We start from the raw sequence: 17,690 nt of genomic DNA on the forward strand, positions 1-17,690 counted from the left end.
TGGCACCCCCTTGTCTGGCCCGATGAGCGCATGAACGCCTCCGACTATCTGCCGCCGCGCTGGCTGCGCAATCCGCATGTGCAATCGGTGCTGGGCAGCAGCGCCTTGCGCCGGCTCCGCAGCCGCCAGTTGCTGGCCGCCAGCGGCGCGGTCACCAGCGAACACATTCTCGACGGCGGCGACGGCGTGCGCCTGCAGGGCTGGATGAGCATCCCGCCCGGCGATGCCCCGGTGCGCGGCACGGTGCTGCTGCTGCACGGCTGGGAGGGCAGTGCCGAGTCCAATTACATGCGGCTGACCGCCGCGCGCCTGCTCGGCCTGGGCTATCAGGTGTTCCGGCTGAATTTCCGCGACCACGGCGGCACGCACCACCTCAACGTGGACCTGTTCCACTCCGATCGCATCGAGGAAGTGGTCAACGCGGCGGGCGATCTGTGGCGGCGGTTTCCCGCGCCGCAGTTGCTGGCGGCGGGCTATTCGCTGGGCGGCAATTTCGCATTGCGGCTGGCGCTGCGGGCACCGGCGGCCGGGCTGCCGCTGGCGCGCGTGGCGGCGGTGTGCCCGTTGCTGGATCCGGCGGCGACCATGCTGCAGCTGGAGAAGGGCCCGCAGTTCTACGATTGGTATTTCCGCCGCAAGTGGCGCGAGTCGTTGCTGCGCAAGCGCAAGCTGTTCCCCGATCAGCACGGCTACGACGACGCCACGCTGGCGCTGGACATGCGCGGGTTGATGGCCTGGCTGGCCGAGCAGCACACCGGGCATGGCTCGCTGGAAGCGTATTTCGACAGTTATTCGATCGCCGGCGAGCGCCTGGCCGGCCTGCAGGTGCCGGTGGACATCCTGATGGCCGAAGACGACCCGGTCATTCCGTTCGAGGATTTCGCCGCCTGGCAGCTGCCGGCGCATGCACAGCTGGAAATCGCGCGCTGGGGCGGCCACTGCGGCTTTCTGGAAAATGCCCGCGGCGATGGTTTCGCCGAACGCTGGGTGGCCGAGCGGCTGGCGGCGCAGGGGTAGGTCGGCGGCACCCCGCGCATCGTTACAATAGGCGTTTGTCCTGGACACGCCCTCCGCCATGCAAGACGCCATTCTTCAAGCCCTGCGCCGCAACGCGGCCGACGATGCGGTGGCGCTGGCCCGCGAGTGGGTCCTCAGCGCGCCCGAAAACGCCGCCACGCATCGCTGGCTGGGCCTGGCCCTGCAGCAGCAGGGTCAACCGGCGCTGGCGCTGGCCAGCATCGAAACCGCGCTGACGCTGACGCCGGAAGATGCCGATCTGCATCTGCTGCGCGCCGGCCTGCTGCTGGCGATGCGCGAGCTGTCGGCAGCGGACGACGCGTTGTCGCGCACCACCGCGCTCGACCCCAACCAGTTCAACGCCTACGTGATGCAGGCGCATCTGGCGGTGGCGCGCGGCGATCTGGACGAGGCGCAGCGGCTGAGCCGCACTGCCGCGCGTCTGGCGCCCGAGCACCCGCAGTTGCTGGCCGTCGATGGCGTGGTGGAACTGCGCCGCGGCCAGGGCGAGCGCGCGCTGTCGCTGCTGACCCGCGCCGCCGAGCAACTGCCCGACGACCCGCGGGTGATGTTCGCGCTGGGCTTTGCGTATCTGCAGAAGGAGCATTTCGCGTTTGCCGAGCGCGCCTTCGAGCGCGTGGTCGAGCTCAATCCACCGGGTACGGCGCTGCGCGCCTTCATCGCCCAGTTGGCCCAGCGCCAGGGCCGCCTGGACGATGCGCTGGCTGCGATGCAGGGCGTGTTCGCCCAGGCCGGCGGCGATCTCCCGGCCATGCGCCGGCTCGCCGGCGAGATGGAATTGCAGGCCGGCCGCCCCGACCAGGCCGCCGCGCACCTGCGCCTGGCGCTGGCGCATTGGCCGGCCGACCGGCGCACCTTGCATGCCTTGCTGACCGCCTGGGAGCGGCTGGGCGCGGTGGACGATGCGCGCGACACCCTGGACGCGGCGCTGGCCACCTCGGCCAATGCGCACGACCTGTGGCTGGCGCGGCTGGCGGTGGAGCCGGTCGGCGGGCCGCAGGCGCAGGCAGTGATCGAGCGCTGGCTGCTGGCCATGCCCGAGCATCTGCCGGCACTGGAAGCGCTGATGCGCGTGCACGACATGCAGGGCCATGCCGAACAAGCGGAAATGGTGGCGCGCCAGATCGTGGCGGTGGAGCCGGGCCGCCTCAGCGGCGAGCAGCGCATCGTCGAGGCGCTGCTGGAGCGCGACCCGCCGGCGGCGATCGCCTGCGTGCAATCGCTGATCGACTCGCTGCCCGAGCCACAGCAGACCGTGCTGCGGCCGTGGCTGGGCAATGTGCAGGACCGCGCCGGCCAGCCCGACGCGGCCGTGGCGACCTGGATGCAGTTCCAGCGCGAACAGACCCAGCACCGCCTGCCATTGCCACCACAGGCCGCCAAGCAGCCGATGCAGTGGCCGGAGCTGGGGACCATTCCCGAGACGGTGACGGCACGGCCGCTGTTCGTGTGGGGCACGCCCGGCTCGCATGTCGAACGCCTAGTCGCGGTGATGGGCGCGGCCACCCCGCTGGTGCGCGACGACCGTTATGGCAGCACGCCGCCGTCCGATGCGCTGCAGAGCTACCGCACTGTCGAGCAGCTGGCGTCGGGCGAGCTGGCGCCGATGGCGCTGGTGGAAGGCTGGAAGGCGCAGCTGCCGCGGCGCGGTATCGACGACGGCAACGTCATCGACTGGCTGCTGTGGTGGGACAACACCTTGCTGACCGCGCTGCGCCCGCACCTGCCCGAAGGCCGGCTGGCGATCGCGCTGCGCGACCCGCGCGACATGCTGCTGGACTGGCTGTCGGCCGGCGCGCCGGCACCGCTGGCCGTGCAATCGCCACAGCAGGCCGCCGACTGGCTGTTGACGGCGCTGGAACAGCTCGCCGTGCTGCACGAGCGCGATCTGTATCCGCACCGGATCATCCGCCTGGACGGCATCGAGAGCGATCCGCAAGGCATTTCCACCGCGCTGGAACAGGCGTTCGGCCTGCGCTTTCCGCTGGTCGAACCGCGCGGCCCGGCCCGCCTGGCCGCGGGTCGCTGGCGCAACTACCGCAATGTACTGGGCGCGCAATTCGATCTGCTCACGCTGATCGCGGTGCGCTTCGGTTACCCGCAGGACTGAGCACCGCTCAGCACGGCTGCGCTCACTGCCAGGTGGGCGCGGCCGGCGCCCGGTGCGGCATGCATTCGGCGGCGCAGCCCGCGCCACCCCGTAGGAGCGGCCCCGGCCGCGACGAAGCGTTACCGATGAACACCGCCACCGACGATGCGTCGCCACCGAATGATGTGGCTTTACCGATAACGCCGCGTCGCGGCCGGGTCCGCTCCTACGCTCGGTGCGGATTGGTCGGCGAACGAATGTGGCGCTCCCGGCCCGGTGGGCGCGGCCGGCGCCTGGGGCGGCCTTCGGCGGCGCAGCCCGCACCACCTCGTAGGAGCGGACCCGGCCGCGACAAGGCGTTACCGATGAACGCGGCCACCGACGATGCGTCGCCACCGAATGATGTGGCGTTACCGATAACGCCCCGTCGCGGCCGGGTCCGCTCCTACGAATCTGTGCAGGTTGGTCGGCGAACGAATGTGGCGCTCACTGTCGGTGGGCGCGGCCGACGCCCGGGGCGGCCTTCGGCGGCGCAGCCCGCACCACCTCGTAGGAGCGGCCCCGGCCGCGACGAGGCGTTACCGATGAACACGGCCACCGACGATGCGTTGCCACCGAATGATGTGGCTTTACCGATAACGCCCCGTCGCGGCCAGGTCCGCTCCTACGAATCGGGGCAGATTGGCCGGCTGAATATGGCGCTCCCTGCTACGCGCACGCGGGCGCTGCAGTGTCCACTTTGCCGATGCATGATCACGCGGCCACGGCGTTCGCTGGCGTGGTGAACCGGCCGCGATAAACCCGGCCGGGCGCACCAGAGGGTTCCATGGCGATGGCTTCCTCTGCGGCGCGGACCCAGGCACCCTGGTCGGCCTCATTGCCCCGGAGACTCCTGCATGCGCCTGACCAGCAACAGCATCGAAAACGGCAAGCCCATCGCGGTGGAATTTGCCGCCGGAACGCCCGAGGGCTTTGCGCCTAACCGCAACCCGCATCTGGCCTGGAGCGAGGTGCCGCCCGGCACGCGCTCGTTCGCGCTGCTGTGCCTGGATCCGGATGTGCCGACCGTGCCGGAAACCGTGGGCCGCGACGATGTGCAGATCCCGGTCGATCAGCCACGCACCGATTTTGTGCATTGGGCCATGGCCGACATCCCCGCCGACGTGCATGAGATCGCCGCAGGCAGCTGCAGCGACGGTTTCGTGCCCAAGGGCAAGCAGCAGCCGGCCGGCCCGGCCGGTGCGCGCCAGGGCCTGAACTCGTATACCGAATGGTTTGCCGGCAATGCCGACATGGCCGGCAATTATCTGGGCTACGACGGCCCGTACCCGCCGTTCAATGACCTGCGGGTGCACCGCTATTTCTTCCGCGTGTTTGCGCTGGACGTGGCGCAGCTCAGCCTGCCCGAGACCTTCACCGCAGCCGATGTGCTGGCGGCGATCCAGGGCCACGTGCTGGCCGAGGCGGCGTTGCATGGCACCTACACGCTGAATCCGGCGCTGCGCTGACGGCAACGAACGGTCCTGCGCCACCGGTCAGGTCGGCGCGGGGCCGGTTGTGGCCAACGGCGACCTTGGTGCGTGCTGCGTCAATCGCACGATCGCCGCCACACCGGGTCAACCGTTGGCTTCGATCATCTGCTCGAGCACGTACACCGGCGCGCCATCCGTGCCTGCAGCGGCCGGGTAGCGGGTGACCCGCAGCAGGGTGCGGATGCCGGCCTCGTGCTCGAAGCCTTCGATCTTGCCCTCGAAGGCTTGCCAGGTCTGGGTGACAGGCTGCCCTGCCGCATCCTGTTCGCGCAGTTGCAGGCATTGGCGCGCCGGGTCGGACCCACATGCCACGGTGTCGGCCGCCACTTCGATCAGCAGCGTCTGGCCGCGGCCGCCGTAGCGGGTGTCGGCCGTGGCGACACCGCCGAACACCAGCCGGGTGCCGTCGCTGCGGGTCAGGGTCAGCTGCGGCGAGGCCTGCGCGGTGTTCAGCGCCACCGCGAAGCGGCCGGACAGCAACTCGCTGGCAGCGCGCTCCTGGGCCATCCGCCGCGGTTGCGCGCACAGGCGTTTGCTCGACACCACCCGGCCGATCTGCAAATGCGCCTGCGCCACGCTGTAGTCGGCGCCCAATGCGTTGCAGGTCTGGCTGACCTGGATGCGGTGATCGCTGAAATCCAGCTGCAAGGGCGGTGTGCCGGCGACGAACAGGCTGCGCAAGGCAGTGCCGTGCGCATCGCTGGCCTGCTGCAGCTGCCAGTGTTGCGCCCGCAACGTGGCCTGCAGTGGCGCGTTGTCGGCGGCGATTGAGCTGGTCGCGGCCGGCTCGGCGGCAGCGGCGTCGGCGCTGGATCCGGGCGCCTGCGGCGGCGTGCTCGACCCGCAGGCCGTCACGCCCGCTGCCAGCAGTGCAGGGGCAAACAACACGGCACGCATGCGGCGGCTCCCGGTGATCGATATGTCAGTGATACCGCCACCGCGCGGCCAGGGCAATGACGCAAGTCACTGCCCGGCCATGTGCCTCGCATGCCGCGCCGGCTCAGCCGGCACGACACGCGACCGCGTGGCCGTTTCAGGCCAGCGCCGGCAGCCACAGCAGCAGGGCGGCGCCCAGCACGATGCGGTAGACCGCAAATACGGTGAAGCGGTGCTTCTTGATGTAGCCCAGCAGCCACTTCACCACCACAAAACCAGTGATGGTCGCCGCCACGAAGGCCACCGCCACATCGGCCCAGTTCTCGCTGCCGAAGCCACCTTCCTTGTACATCTCCAGCAGGGCATACCCGCTGGCCGCGAACATGGTCGGGATGCCCACCATGAACACGAAATCCGCCGCCGCCGAGCGCTTGCTCAGGCCCAGCAGCATGGCCAGGAAGATCGCCGAGGCCGAGCGCGAGGTGCCGGGGAACACACCGGCGACGACCTGTGCCAGACCGACCGCGATGGCCACTTTCCAGGTCACCACGTCGCGCTCGGGCAGTTTGCCGGCGAAGTGCTCGGCCACCAGCATCCACAGCCCGCCGATCAGCAACGCCCAGGCCACCGGGTGCACGGTTTCCGGCAGCTGCCAGCCGGCCTTGCGCACGATCAGCCCGACCACCGCGGTAACCAGGAAGGCCACGCCGATCTTCAGCACGTAGTCGCGGTTGTCGCGCTGGCCCAGGCCGGTGGCCAGGGTCCACAGCTTCTGCCGCAGCGCCAGGCAGATCGCCAGGATCGCGCCGGCCTGGATGACGATGTTGAAGAAGTCAGAACGGCGTCCGAGCCATTGTTCGGCGATCAGCAGGTGGCCGGTGCTGGAGATCGGCAGGAATTCGGTGAGGCCTTCGAGAATGCCCAACAGCAGGGCGGAAATCAGATCGGACATCGGACTGGAGAGGGGATGGGGGAGGCGTCAGGATAGTGCATTGCGGCATGCACCATATCGGTGCACCATGCGATTGCTTAGCACCTAAAAGGTGCTAGCTAGACGTGAGCGGCCTCAAGCGATGCAAGCAAAATCAAGGACTTGTGAAGATCCGGCGCTTGGCATGGTCCCTGCTGTAGTTCCGCTCACGAGCCACTTAACTCCTGCAGAGGTTTCTTCCGATGTCCGTGGAAAATGTTGAAAAGCTGATCAAGGACAACAAGGTCGAGTTTGTCGACCTGCGCTTCGTCGATATGCGTGGTGTACAGCAGCACATCACCTTCCCGGCCAACATCATCGAGCCGGCGCTGTTCGAAGAAGGCAAGATGTTCGACGGCAGCTCGATCGCGGGTTGGAAGGGCATCAACGAGTCGGACATGGTCCTGCTCCCGGACGCCGGCACTGCGTATCTGGATCCGTTCTTCGCCGATCCGACCATCGTGCTGACCTGCGACATCCTCGATCCGGCCACCATGCAGAGCTATGAGCGCGACCCGCGCGGCATCGCCAAGCGTGCCGAGGCCTACCTGAAGTCCTCCGGCACCGCCGACCAGGCGTTCTTCGGCCCGGAGCCGGAATTCTTCATCTTCGATTCGGTGCGCTTTGCCAACGACATGGGCCACACCTTCTTCCAGGTCGGCTCGGAAGAGGCTGCCTGGAACACCGGCGCCAAGTACGACGGCGGCAACAGCGGCTACCGTCCTGGCGTGAAGGGTGGCTACTTCCCGGTTCCGCCGACCGACACGCTGCACGACCTGCGCGCGGAAATGATCAAGACGCTGGAACAGGTCGGCATCGAGACCGAGGTGCACCACCACGAAGTGGCCACCGCTGGCCAGTGCGAGATCGGCACCAAGTTCAGCTCGCTGGTGCAGAAGGCCGACGAACTGCTGACGATGAAGTACATCATCAAGAACGTTGCCTACCGCAACGGCAAGACCGCGACCTTCATGCCCAAGCCCATCGTGGGCGACAACGGCTCGGGCATGCACGTGCACCAGTCGCTGACCAAGGGCGGCGTCAACCTGTTCTCCGGCGACGGCTACGGCGGCCTGTCGCAGATGGCGCTGTGGTACATCGGCGGCATCTTCAAGCACGCACGTGCGATCAACGCCTTCTCCAACTCCGGCACCAACAGCTACAAGCGCCTGGTCCCGGGCTTCGAGGCGCCGGTGATGCTGGCCTATTCGGCCCGCAACCGTTCGGCCTCGTGCCGCATTCCGTGGGTCACCAACCCGAAGGCGCGCCGCATCGAGATGCGCTTCCCCGATCCGTTGCAGTCCGGCTACCTGACCTTCACCGCGCTGATGATGGCCGGCCTGGACGGCATCAAGAACCAGATCGACCCGGGCGCGCCGAGCGACAAGGACCTGTACGACCTGCCGCCGGAAGAAGAGAAGCTGATCCCGCAGGTCTGCTCCAGCCTGGATCAGGCGCTGGAAGCGCTGGACAAGGACCGCGAGTTCCTCAAGGCCGGCGGCGTGATGAGCGACGACTTCATCGACGGTTACATCGCGCTGAAGATGCAGGAAGTGACCAAGTTCCGTGCTGCGACCCACCCGTTGGAGTACCAGCTGTACTACGGCAACTGAGTTCCACCGCGGTGATGGCGGAGGCTCCCCCTCCCACCTCCGCCATCGCCGCACATGTTTGATCGCTCCACGGCACCGGCCGGGGAGCGAAGGGGTATTGAGAGAGCACACAGTTCGCGACGCGCGGGCCTGACCTCTCCCACGGGGCGGATGCATCTGCATCGGCCGAGGTCTGCGTAATCGCGAACGCGCGGATGCCGGGGTTGGCATCCAGGTGAATGACACCGCCGGGCGGCGCAATGCCGGCCGGTCTTTTCCACCATTCGGGGTATGCGCATGAAATTGATCACCGCCATCATCCGGCCGTTCAAGCTCGACGAGGTCCGCGAGGCCCTGTCCGCAGCAGGCGTGTCGGGCATCACCGTGACCGAGGTCAAGGGTTTCGGGCGCCAGAAAGGCCACACCGAGCTGTACCGCGGCGCCGAGTACGTCGTCGATTTCCTGCCCAAGATCAAGATCGAGACGGTGGTGACCGACGACCGGCTGGACGCAGTGGTCGAGGCGATCCAGAACGCCGCCGGCACCGGCAAGATCGGCGACGGCAAGATCTTCGTGACCGCGATCGAGCAAGTCGTGCGCATCCGCACCGGCGAGATCGGCGCCGATGCGCTCTGAGTCCCCCACCCCCGGAGTTCTTATGAAGACAGCCCTTTTTGCCGGGTGGAAAGCCCGGTTCTACAGTGTCTGCATGCTGATGCTGTTCAGCGCGCTGGTGGTGGGCGGCATGGGCAGCGCGCACGCGCAGTCCACCCCGCAGGTCACCCCGCTGCCGACCGAACCGGTCACCACCGAACCGCTGCCGTCGGCGCAGCCGCCCGCCGCACCGGTGGCCGCCGCCGAAGCCGCGCCGGTGGTGGAGAAGGGCGATGTCGCCTGGATGCTGACCTCCACGCTGCTGGTGCTGCTGATGGTGGTGCCGGGCCTGGCGTTGTTCTACGGCGGCATGGTGCGCGCCAAGAACGTGCTGTCGGTGCTGATCCAGGTCGCGGTGGTGTTCTCGCTGCTGACCATCCTGTGGGTGGTGTACGGCTACAGCCTGGCGTTCTCCGGCGAAGGCCCGTGGATCGGCAATCTGGACAAGGCGCTGCTCAAGGGCGTGACCATCGAGACGCTGGCAGCCACCTTCACCAAGGGCGTGAGCCTGCCGGAATACGTGTTCGTGGCGTTCCAGGCGACCTTTGCCGGCATCACCGGCGCGCTGATCGTCGGCGCCTTTGCCGAACGCGCCAAGTTCGCCGCGGTGCTGCTGTTCTCGGTGATCTGGTTCACCTTCGGCTACCTGCCGCTGGCGCACATGGTCTGGGCCACCGGCGGATACCTGTTCGGCCTGGGCGCGCTGGATTTTGCCGGCGGCACCGTGGTGCACATCAATGCCGGTATCGCCGGCCTGGTCGGCGCCTACTTCGTCGGCAAGCGGGCCGGCCTGGGCCGTGAGGCGATCAAGCCGCACAACGTGACCCTGACCTTCGTCGGTGCCTCGCTGCTGTGGGTGGGCTGGTTCGGCTTCAACGCCGGCTCCAACCTGGAAGCCAATGCCGGTGCGGCGCTGGCCTTCCTCAACACCTTGCTGGCCACCGCGGCCGCCATCCTGGGCTGGTCGCTGACTGAGAAGATCATCAAGGGCAAGTCGTCGGCGCTGGGTGTGGCTTCGGGCATGGTCGCCGGCCTGGTCGGCATCACCCCGGCCTGCGGCACCGTGGGTCCGTTCGGTGCGATCGTCATCGGCCTGGCCGCCGGCGTGCTGTGCGTGTGGGGCGTCACCGGCCTGAAGCGCCTGCTGGGCGCCGACGACAGCCTGGACGTGTTCGGCGTGCATGGCCTGGGCGGCATCATCGGCGCCATCCTGACCGGCGTGTTCTCGGCGGCCTCGCTGGGCGGCCAGAAGGGCGGCGATTACGACATCGTGCATCAGGTCGGCATCCAGGCGCTGGGCGTGGGCATCACCCTGGTGTGGATCGGCGTGGTGTCGGTGGTGGGCTTCCTGGTCGCCAAGCTGGTGTTCGGCCTGCGCGTCACCGAAGAAGCCGAGCGCGAGGGCCTGGATATCACCTCGCACGGCGAAGCGGCATACGAGTCCTGAGCATGCACACCCGCGGCCACGCTGCCGCGGGTGGCGCAACGACCCGGCCGGGACAGCCGTGCCGGGTCCGTTTTCCCCGTTGCCCGACTGGGCGCGGACCAACTGCCGAGGTGCCTGCATGACCAGCCCCACGCCTGTGACTGTCGGCGCGGATGCCCGCTGGATCGGTGCGACCTGCTGCCATCCGGCCCCGATTCCTTGCCTGCATGCTTCGTTCTGCGCGCCATATGCGCAGGCCGATCGTGCTTGCACTAAATTGGTGCAATGCTGATGTCGTCCATTCTCCCGTCGCTGGACAGCCTGGGCACACCGGTGGCCTGGGCCGACCGCGAGGGCCGCGTGCTGGGCGTCAATCCGGCCTTCGCGCGCTGGCTCGGGGTCAGTGCGCGGCGTCTGGTCGATCAACCGCTGGCCGCGCTGGAAGTGCAGGGCGATGCGCTGGCCCGTTTCCTGCTCAACGACGAGCGCGACGTGCTGCGCCTGCATCGGCTGGCATTGGGCCTGCCCAATGACGCGCCGCGCTTTGCCGAAGGCTGGCTGTCGCGGCTGGACGACGGCGGCTGGCTGCTGGAAACCCATCCGGTCGACGAATTCCCCGCGCTGGATCCCACCCACGCGCTGCCCAATGCCTTGAGCGCCGCGCTCAAGGGGCTGGCGCACGAACTGCGCAATCCGTTGGCCGGGCTCAAGGGCGCGGCGCAGTTGCTGGCGCGGCGCTCGGCCGGGCGCGACGAGGACGAGCGCGAGCTGATCGAGTTGATCGGCACCGAGATCGAACGCCTCAATACCTTGCTCGAACGCCTGCTCTCGCCCACGCCGGCGCGCCCGCACGACCGCCTCAACATCCACGTCGTGCTCGAGCGTGTGCTGCGCCTGGCCGAGGCCGAGGGCGGCTGGTCGGTGCAGGTGCAGCGCGATTACGACCCCAGCATTCCCGACATCCTCGGCGATGGCGACCGCCTGACCCAGGCGGTGTGGAATCTGGTGCGCAATGCGTTCCAGGCCGGCGCCACGCGGGTGACCCTGCGCACCCGCGTCGAGCACGGCCAGCGCATCCGCGACCGCGTGCATGCGATGTCGCTGCGGCTGGAGATCATCGACGACGGCGGCGGTGTGCCGGAGGAACTGGCCGAGCACCTGTTCCTGCCGCTGGTCAGTGGCCGCGCCGAAGGCAGCGGCCTGGGTCTGGCGCTGGCCCAGCAGGTCTCGCGCGAACACCACGGCACGCTGACCTACCGCTCGCGGCCGGGACATACCGTTTTCACTCTGCTGTTGCCCGAGCTGGCCGGCGATCACGACAAGGAGCATCTGCATGGCTGAGGCCGCCGCCGCATCCCACCACATCTGGGTGGTCGACGACGACCGTTCGGTCCGCTTCGTGCTGTCCACCGCCTTGCGCGATGCCGGCTACGCCGTGGATGGCTTCGAGAGCGCCGCCGCCGCACTGCAGGCACTGGCCATGCGGCCCACCCCGGATCTGCTGTTCACCGACGTGCGCATGCCCGGCGAAGACGGCCTGAGCCTGCTCGACAAGCTCAAGTCCAGGCACCCGCAACTGCCGGTGATCGTGATGTCGGCCTACACCGATGTGGCCAGTACCGCCGGCGCCTTCCGCGGCGGCGCGCACGAGTTCCTGTCCAAGCCCTTCGATCTGGACGATGCGGTGGCCTTGGCCGCACGCGCGCTGCCGGATGCCGATGCCGGTGTCGAGGAGATCATCGGGACGCCCTTTGCAGAAGGCTCGGCCTCGCTGATCGGCGACACCCCGGCGATGCAGGCGCTGTTCCGCGCGATCGGCCGGCTGGCGCAGGCACCGCTGTCGGTGCTGATCAACGGCGAGACCGGTACCGGCAAGGAACTGGTGGCGCGCGCACTGCATAACGAATCGCCGCGCGCGCGCAAGCCCTTCGTCGCGCTCAACACCGCCGCCATTCCCGCGGAACTGCTGGAAAGCGAGTTGTTCGGCCACGAAACTGGCGCCTTCACCGGCGCCACCAAACGCCACATCGGCCGCTTTGAACAGGCCGACGGCGGCACGCTGTTCCTGGACGAAATCGGCGACATGCCGCTGCCGCTGCAGACCCGTTTGCTGCGCGTGCTGGCCGAGAACGAATTCTTCCGCGTCGGCGGGCGCGAGTTGATCCGCGTCGATGTGCGCGTGATCGCCGCCACCCATCAGGACCTGGAGGCGCTGGTCGAACAAGGCCGCTTCCGTGCCGACCTGTTGCATCGCCTGGACGTGGTGCGCCTGCAATTGCCGCCGCTGCGCGAGCGCCGCGGCGACATCGCGCAGCTGGCCGAGAATTTCCTGGCCATGGCCGGGCGCAAGCTCGACATGCTGCCCAAGCGGCTGTCCTCGGCCGCGCTGGAACAACTCCGCCAATACGATTGGCCCGGCAACGTGCGCGAGCTGGAAAACGTCTGCTGGCGCCTGGCGGCCCTGGCCACTGCCGACATCATCGACGTGGTGGACGTGGAATCGGCACTGGCGCGCGGCGGCCGCCGCCAGCGTGCCGGCCGCGGTGACGGGCAATGGGACGAGATGCTCTCCAGCTGGGCTGCGCAACGCCTGAGCGAAGGCGCCCAGGGCCTGCACGCCGAAGCCCGCGAACGCCTGGACAAGACCCTGCTCGAAGCCGCCCTGCAACTCACCCAGGGCCGCCGTGCCGAAGCCGCCGCCCGATTGGGTCTGGGCCGCAACACCGTCACCCGCAAACTCGGTCCGGGCCGCAAACGCCGGTGATCTGAATCTAAGCCCCTCTCTCATGGGAGAGGGGTTGGGGTGAGGGTCGCTGTGGTGATGGAAGCGCTACTGCACGCGCATCTATTCCGCCGTGCCTCGATCGAGCTGAGGCTGCCGACACTGCCCGCGGCAAGCGTTGATCAGGGACGCGCCGCCGCGTCCTTGCGCTCGATGACGCCATTGCAGTTCTAACGTGCAGACGCCATCGTCCAAGCAGCTCACGACACGTGTACTCGGCGCTTCGCACACCATCCCAACAACCCACATCCCATCGACCCGCACCTCCAACAACCCGACCATCCACACCAACCCCGTAAACTCCTGTGCTGCCAGCGGCGCATTTCATGACATGTGAACATGCGCCCGCATAGGTTTCCAGCCTGATCAGGAGAACAGCTCGATGCGTTACCGGTCGTCCACGATCGTTGCCCTCACCGCGCTGGCGCTTGCCGCCTGCAGCAGCACGCCACCGCCTCCGCCACCACCGCCCCCGGCGGCGCGGGTGGTGCCCGTGCGTCCGGTCCAGCAGGCCGAAGCGGCGCTGGCATCGGCATCGGGCAGCCTGGTCAGCGGTCGGGTGGTGCTGGTCCCTGCGCTGCAAGGCATCCGTATCACCGGCACGGTCGGTGGCCTGCGCCCGGGCGGCGTGGCCGGTTTTCATGTGCACGAACGCGGCGATTGCAGCGCCGCCGACGCCAGCAGTGCCGGTGCGCATTTCAATCCGACCGGTGCGGCGCACGGACGTGCCGGCAACACTCCCCACCACGCTGGCGACATGGACAATCTGCGTGCCGATGCCGAAGGTGTCGCGCATCTGGACATGATCGTTGCCGGCATCACCCTGGGCGATGCCGCGCCCACCGACGTGGTCGGCAAGTCGCTGGTGGTGCATGCCGACGCCGACGACTATCGCAGCCAACCCAGCGGCAACGCCGGCGCACGTCTGGCCTGCGGCGTCATCCGCGTCACCCAGTGGCGCACACCCCCTTCGCAGCCCTGAGTCGGGGCACCCCTGGCTGCAGCTGCGGCCTTTCTACAGGAGTTTTCTCATGCGCATTCTTCCAACGACGTTGTTCCTGGCCACCGCGCTGGTGCTGACCGCGTGCAAGCGCGACGAACCCGCTCCGGCCGATCCTGCACCCGCACCGCAGGCCGGCGCAGCGGCCGAAGCGGCGCATGGCGGTGAGCACGCCGCGTCCATGGTCACCGAAGCGGCGGCCACCACCACCGCCACCGCCGAGCTCAAGCCGACCAAGGGCAGCGACGTCAAAGGCACGGTGAGCTTCAAGATCGTCGACGGCGCGCTGCGCGTCACCGGCCAGCTCAGTGGCCTCAAGCCCGACAGCGAACACGGCTTCCATATCCACGAAAAGGGCGATTGCAGCGCACCGGACGGCAGCAGCGCCGGCGGCCACTTCAACCCGGCCCAGTCCGATCACGGCGCCGTCAGTGCCGATCCGCACCACGGCGGCGACATGCCCAACATCAAGGCCGATGCGCAGGGCAATGCCAGCATCGATGGCCCGGTGTCGAGCAACGTCAATCTGGGCAAGGCCGACCAGTTCGATATCGCCGGCCACGCGGTGATCGTGCACGCCGATGCCGACGACTACAAAACCCAGCCCACCGGCAACGCCGGCGGCCGTCTGGCCTGCGGTGTGATCACCACCGACAACGCCCCAGCTGCAGCCAAGTAAGCAGGACAGGCCAGCAGCCAGGCAAAACGCCGCGGTGATCGATTACCGCGGCGTTGTTGTTTCTGGGCTACGGTGGGGGAGCGATCCGGTCCTGCGGCGTGCCGACGCTAGTGCATCCGGCACGCCGCATGTCGCGCGCTGCATGCTTCCTGTTGAATTGTCGGTACATCTCGAACCGTCGATACACCGCACACCGGGCGCACCGCACAGGCGACCAACGTCGATCGCTTGCGCAAGACCCGCGTCATCGGCACTCAGTAATTCGGCCACAGCCCCGGCGTCGCCAGCTCCAGCAGATGCGCATCCGGATCGCGGAAGTACAGGCTGTGCCCGCCGCCCGGCCATTGCGTGCGGCCCTCGATAGGCACGTCGCAGGCCTGCAGATGTGCCTCCCATCCAGCCAGCGCATCGGTGGCGATGGCAAATGCGAAATGCGCGCGCCCGCTGCCATCGTGCGGCGGAATCGTGCCGCCCAGCAGCGTGACCGTGGCGGCGGTGCTGCCCTGCAGGAACAGCAGCAGCACCTGCCCGGGTGCGATTGCGTACGCGGCCATGCGCGTGTCGCGATACATGGCTGCCAGTCCCAGTACGCGGGCATAGAACGCGCATGCGCGTTCCAGGTCTGCCACATACACGCCGGTTTCCAGTACGCCCTGCAACGCCGGCGCTGTGGAAGCCGGCGTCTGGCTCACGCGGCCAATGCCTGGCGCGGATCCTGGCCCGGTTCCACATGCACGTACAATACCGGCAGGCCATGCGCTTCCAGCACTGCGGCCATCTGTCGCTGACGCGAGAGGAATTGTTCGTAGACGCCGCGCAGGCGCTCGCAATTCTCGCGGTCGTGCGCGTAGTAATCGCACCAGCCGGCCGGGTCGAACAGCGCGATGCGCACTTCGCCCTCGACATAGCGCAGCACCGGCTCGGGCGGCTGTTCCAGCCACTCTTCGGTATGCGGCGCCAGCAGGGCGGCTTCGATCAGCGGCCACAACGGGGCCAGGCCCTGGTTGTCGTACTGCATGGAAATCATCGCCGCCAGATCGTTCGCGGTGAGATACCGCGCGTGTTCGATGCGTGCGCCGAAGCTTTCCTGCGCCAGCAGCGCGGTATCGGCCTGCGCCATGCCCTGGGCCAGCAGCACTTCTTCCATCGCATCGGCCACCGTCGCCACGATCTGCGGATCGCCGGAGAGCAGGAACGGCAGCACGCGCAGGCCGCCGCCGGTCAGCTGTGCGTCGGCCTGGAAGGGCAGGGGGATCTCGCCCTGCGCATCGGCGCCGAACGCCAGCACGCGCGGGCCCTGGTCGCGCCCGGGGGCGCGCGCATGCAGCTCGTCCAGCCGGCGATGCAGCGGCCAGCCCGGCCGCAGCACTTCGGCCGGGTCGAAGTGCGCCATTGCCACGCTGAGCTCGAGCGCGCGGACTTCGGGGATCCACTGCGCCAGGTCGCGGCCGATGCGTTCGGCCAGCATGCCGGCTTGCTCGGGCGCCAGGGCGCCGCGCTCGGGGGCGGTGCCGCCCGTCAATTCCAGCGCCATCACACCCATGGCGGTCACGCCGTGTTCGGTCTTGCTCATGATTCGCGGTTGGCCCATCACGGGGTCGAAGCTACACTGCGGCCATTATGCCTGCCGGCCCTGTGCAGGCCATGTCCCCGAGTCCTCCATGCCAGGTCAACCGATGCCCGCAGCCCGTCCCGTCGCCATTCTGGGCGGCGTTCGTATCCCGTTCTGTCGTCAGAACACCGCTTATGCGGACGTGGGCAACCTGGGCATGTCGGTGCGCACGCTGGGCGCGCTGGTCGAGCGCTTCGGGCTGCACGGGCAGCAACTGGGCGAAGTGGCGATGGGGGCGGTGATCAAGCATTCCTCGGACTGGAACCTGGCCCGCGAGGCGGCGCTGTCGTCCGGGCTATCGCCGCTGACGCCGGGCATCACCCTGCAGCGTGCCTGCGGCACCAGCCTGGATTCGGTGATCACCATCGCCAACAAGATCGCGCTGGGCCAGATCGATTCGGGCATCGGCGGCGGCTCGGACACCACCTCCGAAGTGCCGATCGTCTACGGCAAGAAGCTGCGCGCGCGGCTGATGGCCGCCAACCGCGCCAAGGCCACCGGTGACAAGCTCAAGGCCCTGCTGCGCGGCTTCAAGCTGAGCGAGCTCAAGCCTGAATTCCCCGGCGTGGCCGAGCCGCGCACCGGCAAGAGCATGGGCGACCACTGCGAGGACATGGCCAAGGAATGGAACATCTCGCGTGATTCGCAGGACGAATGGGCGGTGTCCTCGCACCACAAGCTGGCCGCTGCCTATGAGCGCGGCTTCTTCGACACGCTGATCGCGCCGTTCCGCGGCGTCTCGCGCGACAACATCCTGCGCGCCGACACCTCGCTGGAAAAGCTGGCCACGCTGCGTCCGGCCTTCGACAAGACCTCCGGCCGCGGTACGCTGACCGCGGCCAATTCCACCCCGCTCACCGATGGCGCGGCCGCGGTGCTGCTGTCCAGCGAAGCCTGGGCGCTGGCGCATGGCCACACTCCGATGGCCTATCTGCGCGATGCGCAGGTGGCGGCGGTGGATTTCGTGCATGGCGAAGGCCTGTTGATGGCGCCGACCATTGCGGTGCCGCAGATGCTGGCGCGTCAGGGCCTGACCCTGCAGGACTTCGACATCTACGAAATCCACGAGGCCTTCGCCGCGCAGGTGCTGTGCACGCTGCGCGCCTGGGAAAGCGAGGATTACTGCCGCAATCGCCTGGGGCTGGAAGCGCCGCTGGGCCGTATCGACCCGGACAAGATCAACCCGCTGGGCTCGTCGCTGGCCACCGGCCACCCCTTCGCCGCCACCGGCGCACGCGTGGTGGCCACCGCCGCCAAGCAACTGGAAGAACGTGGCGGCGGCCGTGCATTGATTTCGATCTGCACCGCTGGCGGCATGGGCGTGGTGGCCATCGTCGAGCGCTGACGCTGCTGCGCAGCGTGGGATTGGGCATTCGGGATTGGGGATTCGCAAAAGCAGCTGCGGACTCCTGATTTTACGAATCCCCAATTCCCAATCCC

The 17,690-nt window shown here is 68.2% G+C and carries 15 protein-coding genes; 11 read left to right on the forward strand and 4 right to left on the reverse strand.

Features of this window, described 5'->3' with window-relative positions:
- The first annotated feature begins 30 nt into the window (after positions 1-30).
- The 3 genes from AC1KVE_RS15030 to AC1KVE_RS15040 all read left to right on the forward strand — a co-directional run bounded on the left by AC1KVE_RS15030 (position 31) and on the right by AC1KVE_RS15040 (position 4,635).
- On the forward strand, positions 31-1,017 hold the full coding sequence (locus AC1KVE_RS15030; RefSeq protein ID WP_102255367.1) for a YheT family hydrolase: 987 nt from the start codon (positions 31-33) through the stop codon (positions 1,015-1,017).
- A 58-nt stretch (positions 1,018-1,075) separates the two neighbouring features.
- The gene (locus tag AC1KVE_RS15035; RefSeq protein ID WP_481092575.1) at positions 1,076-3,148 is read left to right on the forward strand and encodes a tetratricopeptide repeat protein; all 2,073 of its coding nucleotides are present in this window, start codon (positions 1,076-1,078) and stop codon (positions 3,146-3,148) included.
- Positions 3,149-4,023: 875 nt separating this feature from the next.
- Positions 4,024-4,635 (forward strand): YbhB/YbcL family Raf kinase inhibitor-like protein, encoded by a 612-nt coding sequence (locus AC1KVE_RS15040; RefSeq protein WP_005912167.1) that lies wholly within the window; start codon positions 4,024-4,026, stop codon positions 4,633-4,635.
- Positions 4,636-4,743: 108 nt separating this feature from the next.
- On the opposite strand, the gene AC1KVE_RS15045 is transcribed toward AC1KVE_RS15040, so the two are convergent.
- Positions 4,744-5,556: an META domain-containing protein gene (locus tag AC1KVE_RS15045; protein ID WP_184457756.1), complete on the reverse strand. Its 813-nt coding sequence runs from the start codon at positions 5,554-5,556 to the stop codon at positions 4,744-4,746.
- Positions 5,557-5,692: 136 nt separating this feature from the next.
- Positions 5,693-6,487: an undecaprenyl-diphosphate phosphatase gene (locus tag AC1KVE_RS15050; RefSeq protein WP_047124532.1), complete on the reverse strand. Its 795-nt coding sequence runs from the start codon at positions 6,485-6,487 to the stop codon at positions 5,693-5,695.
- A gap of 221 nt (positions 6,488-6,708) precedes the next feature.
- Between AC1KVE_RS15050 and glnA the strand changes: the two genes are divergently transcribed.
- The 7 genes from glnA (at position 6,709) to AC1KVE_RS15085 (ending at position 14,638) form a co-directional block, all read left to right on the forward strand.
- Positions 6,709-8,118: a type I glutamate--ammonia ligase gene (gene glnA / locus AC1KVE_RS15055; protein ID WP_016903411.1), complete on the forward strand. Its 1,410-nt coding sequence runs from the start codon at positions 6,709-6,711 to the stop codon at positions 8,116-8,118.
- 276 nt (positions 8,119-8,394) lie between these two features.
- Positions 8,395-8,733, forward strand: coding sequence for a P-II family nitrogen regulator (locus AC1KVE_RS15060; RefSeq protein WP_002808480.1), 339 nt, complete (start codon positions 8,395-8,397; stop codon positions 8,731-8,733).
- 22 nt (positions 8,734-8,755) lie between these two features.
- Positions 8,756-10,198, forward strand: coding sequence for an ammonium transporter (locus tag AC1KVE_RS15065; protein WP_024940499.1), 1,443 nt, complete (start codon positions 8,756-8,758; stop codon positions 10,196-10,198).
- Between the two features lie 264 nt (positions 10,199-10,462).
- Positions 10,463-11,518 carry a two-component system sensor histidine kinase NtrB gene (locus tag AC1KVE_RS15070; protein WP_016903409.1) on the forward strand — a complete coding sequence of 352 codons (1,056 nt, stop codon included), beginning with the start codon at positions 10,463-10,465 and terminating at the stop codon, positions 11,516-11,518.
- Positions 11,511-12,941, forward strand: a complete 1,431-nt coding sequence (gene ntrC / locus AC1KVE_RS15075; RefSeq protein ID WP_102255371.1) for a nitrogen regulation protein NR(I) — start codon at positions 11,511-11,513, stop codon at positions 12,939-12,941. Before AC1KVE_RS15070 ends, ntrC begins: the two co-directional genes overlap by 8 nt.
- A gap of 400 nt (positions 12,942-13,341) precedes the next feature.
- Positions 13,342-13,941 carry a superoxide dismutase family protein gene (locus AC1KVE_RS15080; protein WP_039516513.1) on the forward strand — a complete coding sequence of 200 codons (600 nt, stop codon included), beginning with the start codon at positions 13,342-13,344 and terminating at the stop codon, positions 13,939-13,941.
- A gap of 49 nt (positions 13,942-13,990) precedes the next feature.
- Positions 13,991-14,638, forward strand: a complete 648-nt coding sequence (locus tag AC1KVE_RS15085) for a superoxide dismutase family protein (RefSeq protein ID WP_024940497.1) — start codon at positions 13,991-13,993, stop codon at positions 14,636-14,638.
- 254 nt (positions 14,639-14,892) lie between these two features.
- Here the strand turns inward: AC1KVE_RS15085 and AC1KVE_RS15090 are convergent, their stop codons facing one another.
- On the reverse strand, positions 14,893-15,330 hold the full coding sequence (locus tag AC1KVE_RS15090; RefSeq protein WP_184457758.1) for a VOC family protein: 438 nt from the start codon (positions 15,328-15,330) through the stop codon (positions 14,893-14,895).
- Positions 15,327-16,211 carry a hypothetical protein gene (locus AC1KVE_RS15095; RefSeq protein WP_184457760.1) on the reverse strand — a complete coding sequence of 295 codons (885 nt, stop codon included), beginning with the start codon at positions 16,209-16,211 and terminating at the stop codon, positions 15,327-15,329. The genes AC1KVE_RS15090 and AC1KVE_RS15095 overlap by 4 nt, the downstream gene beginning before the upstream one ends.
- An 88-nt stretch (positions 16,212-16,299) precedes the next feature.
- Between AC1KVE_RS15095 and AC1KVE_RS15100 the strand changes: the two genes are divergently transcribed.
- A complete protein-coding gene (locus AC1KVE_RS15100) occupies positions 16,300-17,595 on the forward strand; it encodes an acetyl-CoA C-acetyltransferase (RefSeq protein WP_024940494.1) in 1,296 nt (431 codons plus the stop codon).
- Positions 17,596-17,690: the final 95 nt, after the last annotated feature.

It is taken from the genome of Xanthomonas sp. NCPPB 2864 (genome assembly GCF_056675615.1).

Bases quoted from the DNA above. Each gene is read 5' to 3' on its own strand.
- AC1KVE_RS15030 (WP_102255367.1), top strand. From the start codon at position 31: ATGAACGCCTCCGACTATCTGCCGCCGCGCTGGCTGCGCAATCCGCAT.
- AC1KVE_RS15035 (WP_481092575.1), top strand. From the start codon at position 1,076: ATGCAAGACGCCATTCTTCAAGCCCTGCGCCGCAACGCGGCCGACGAT.
- AC1KVE_RS15040 (WP_005912167.1), top strand. From the start codon at position 4,024: ATGCGCCTGACCAGCAACAGCATCGAAAACGGCAAGCCCATCGCGGTG.
- AC1KVE_RS15045 (WP_184457756.1), bottom strand. From the start codon at position 5,556: ATGCGTGCCGTGTTGTTTGCCCCTGCACTGCTGGCAGCGGGCGTGACG.
- AC1KVE_RS15050 (WP_047124532.1), bottom strand. From the start codon at position 6,487: ATGTCCGATCTGATTTCCGCCCTGCTGTTGGGCATTCTCGAAGGCCTC.
- glnA (WP_016903411.1), top strand. From the start codon at position 6,709: ATGTCCGTGGAAAATGTTGAAAAGCTGATCAAGGACAACAAGGTCGAG.
- AC1KVE_RS15060 (WP_002808480.1), top strand. From the start codon at position 8,395: ATGAAATTGATCACCGCCATCATCCGGCCGTTCAAGCTCGACGAGGTC.
- AC1KVE_RS15065 (WP_024940499.1), top strand. From the start codon at position 8,756: ATGAAGACAGCCCTTTTTGCCGGGTGGAAAGCCCGGTTCTACAGTGTC.
- AC1KVE_RS15070 (WP_016903409.1), top strand. From the start codon at position 10,463: ATGCTGATGTCGTCCATTCTCCCGTCGCTGGACAGCCTGGGCACACCG.
- ntrC (WP_102255371.1), top strand. From the start codon at position 11,511: ATGGCTGAGGCCGCCGCCGCATCCCACCACATCTGGGTGGTCGACGAC.
- AC1KVE_RS15080 (WP_039516513.1), top strand. From the start codon at position 13,342: ATGCGTTACCGGTCGTCCACGATCGTTGCCCTCACCGCGCTGGCGCTT.
- AC1KVE_RS15085 (WP_024940497.1), top strand. From the start codon at position 13,991: ATGCGCATTCTTCCAACGACGTTGTTCCTGGCCACCGCGCTGGTGCTG.
- AC1KVE_RS15095 (WP_184457760.1), bottom strand. From the start codon at position 16,211: ATGAGCAAGACCGAACACGGCGTGACCGCCATGGGTGTGATGGCGCTG.
- AC1KVE_RS15100 (WP_024940494.1), top strand. From the start codon at position 16,300: ATGCCAGGTCAACCGATGCCCGCAGCCCGTCCCGTCGCCATTCTGGGC.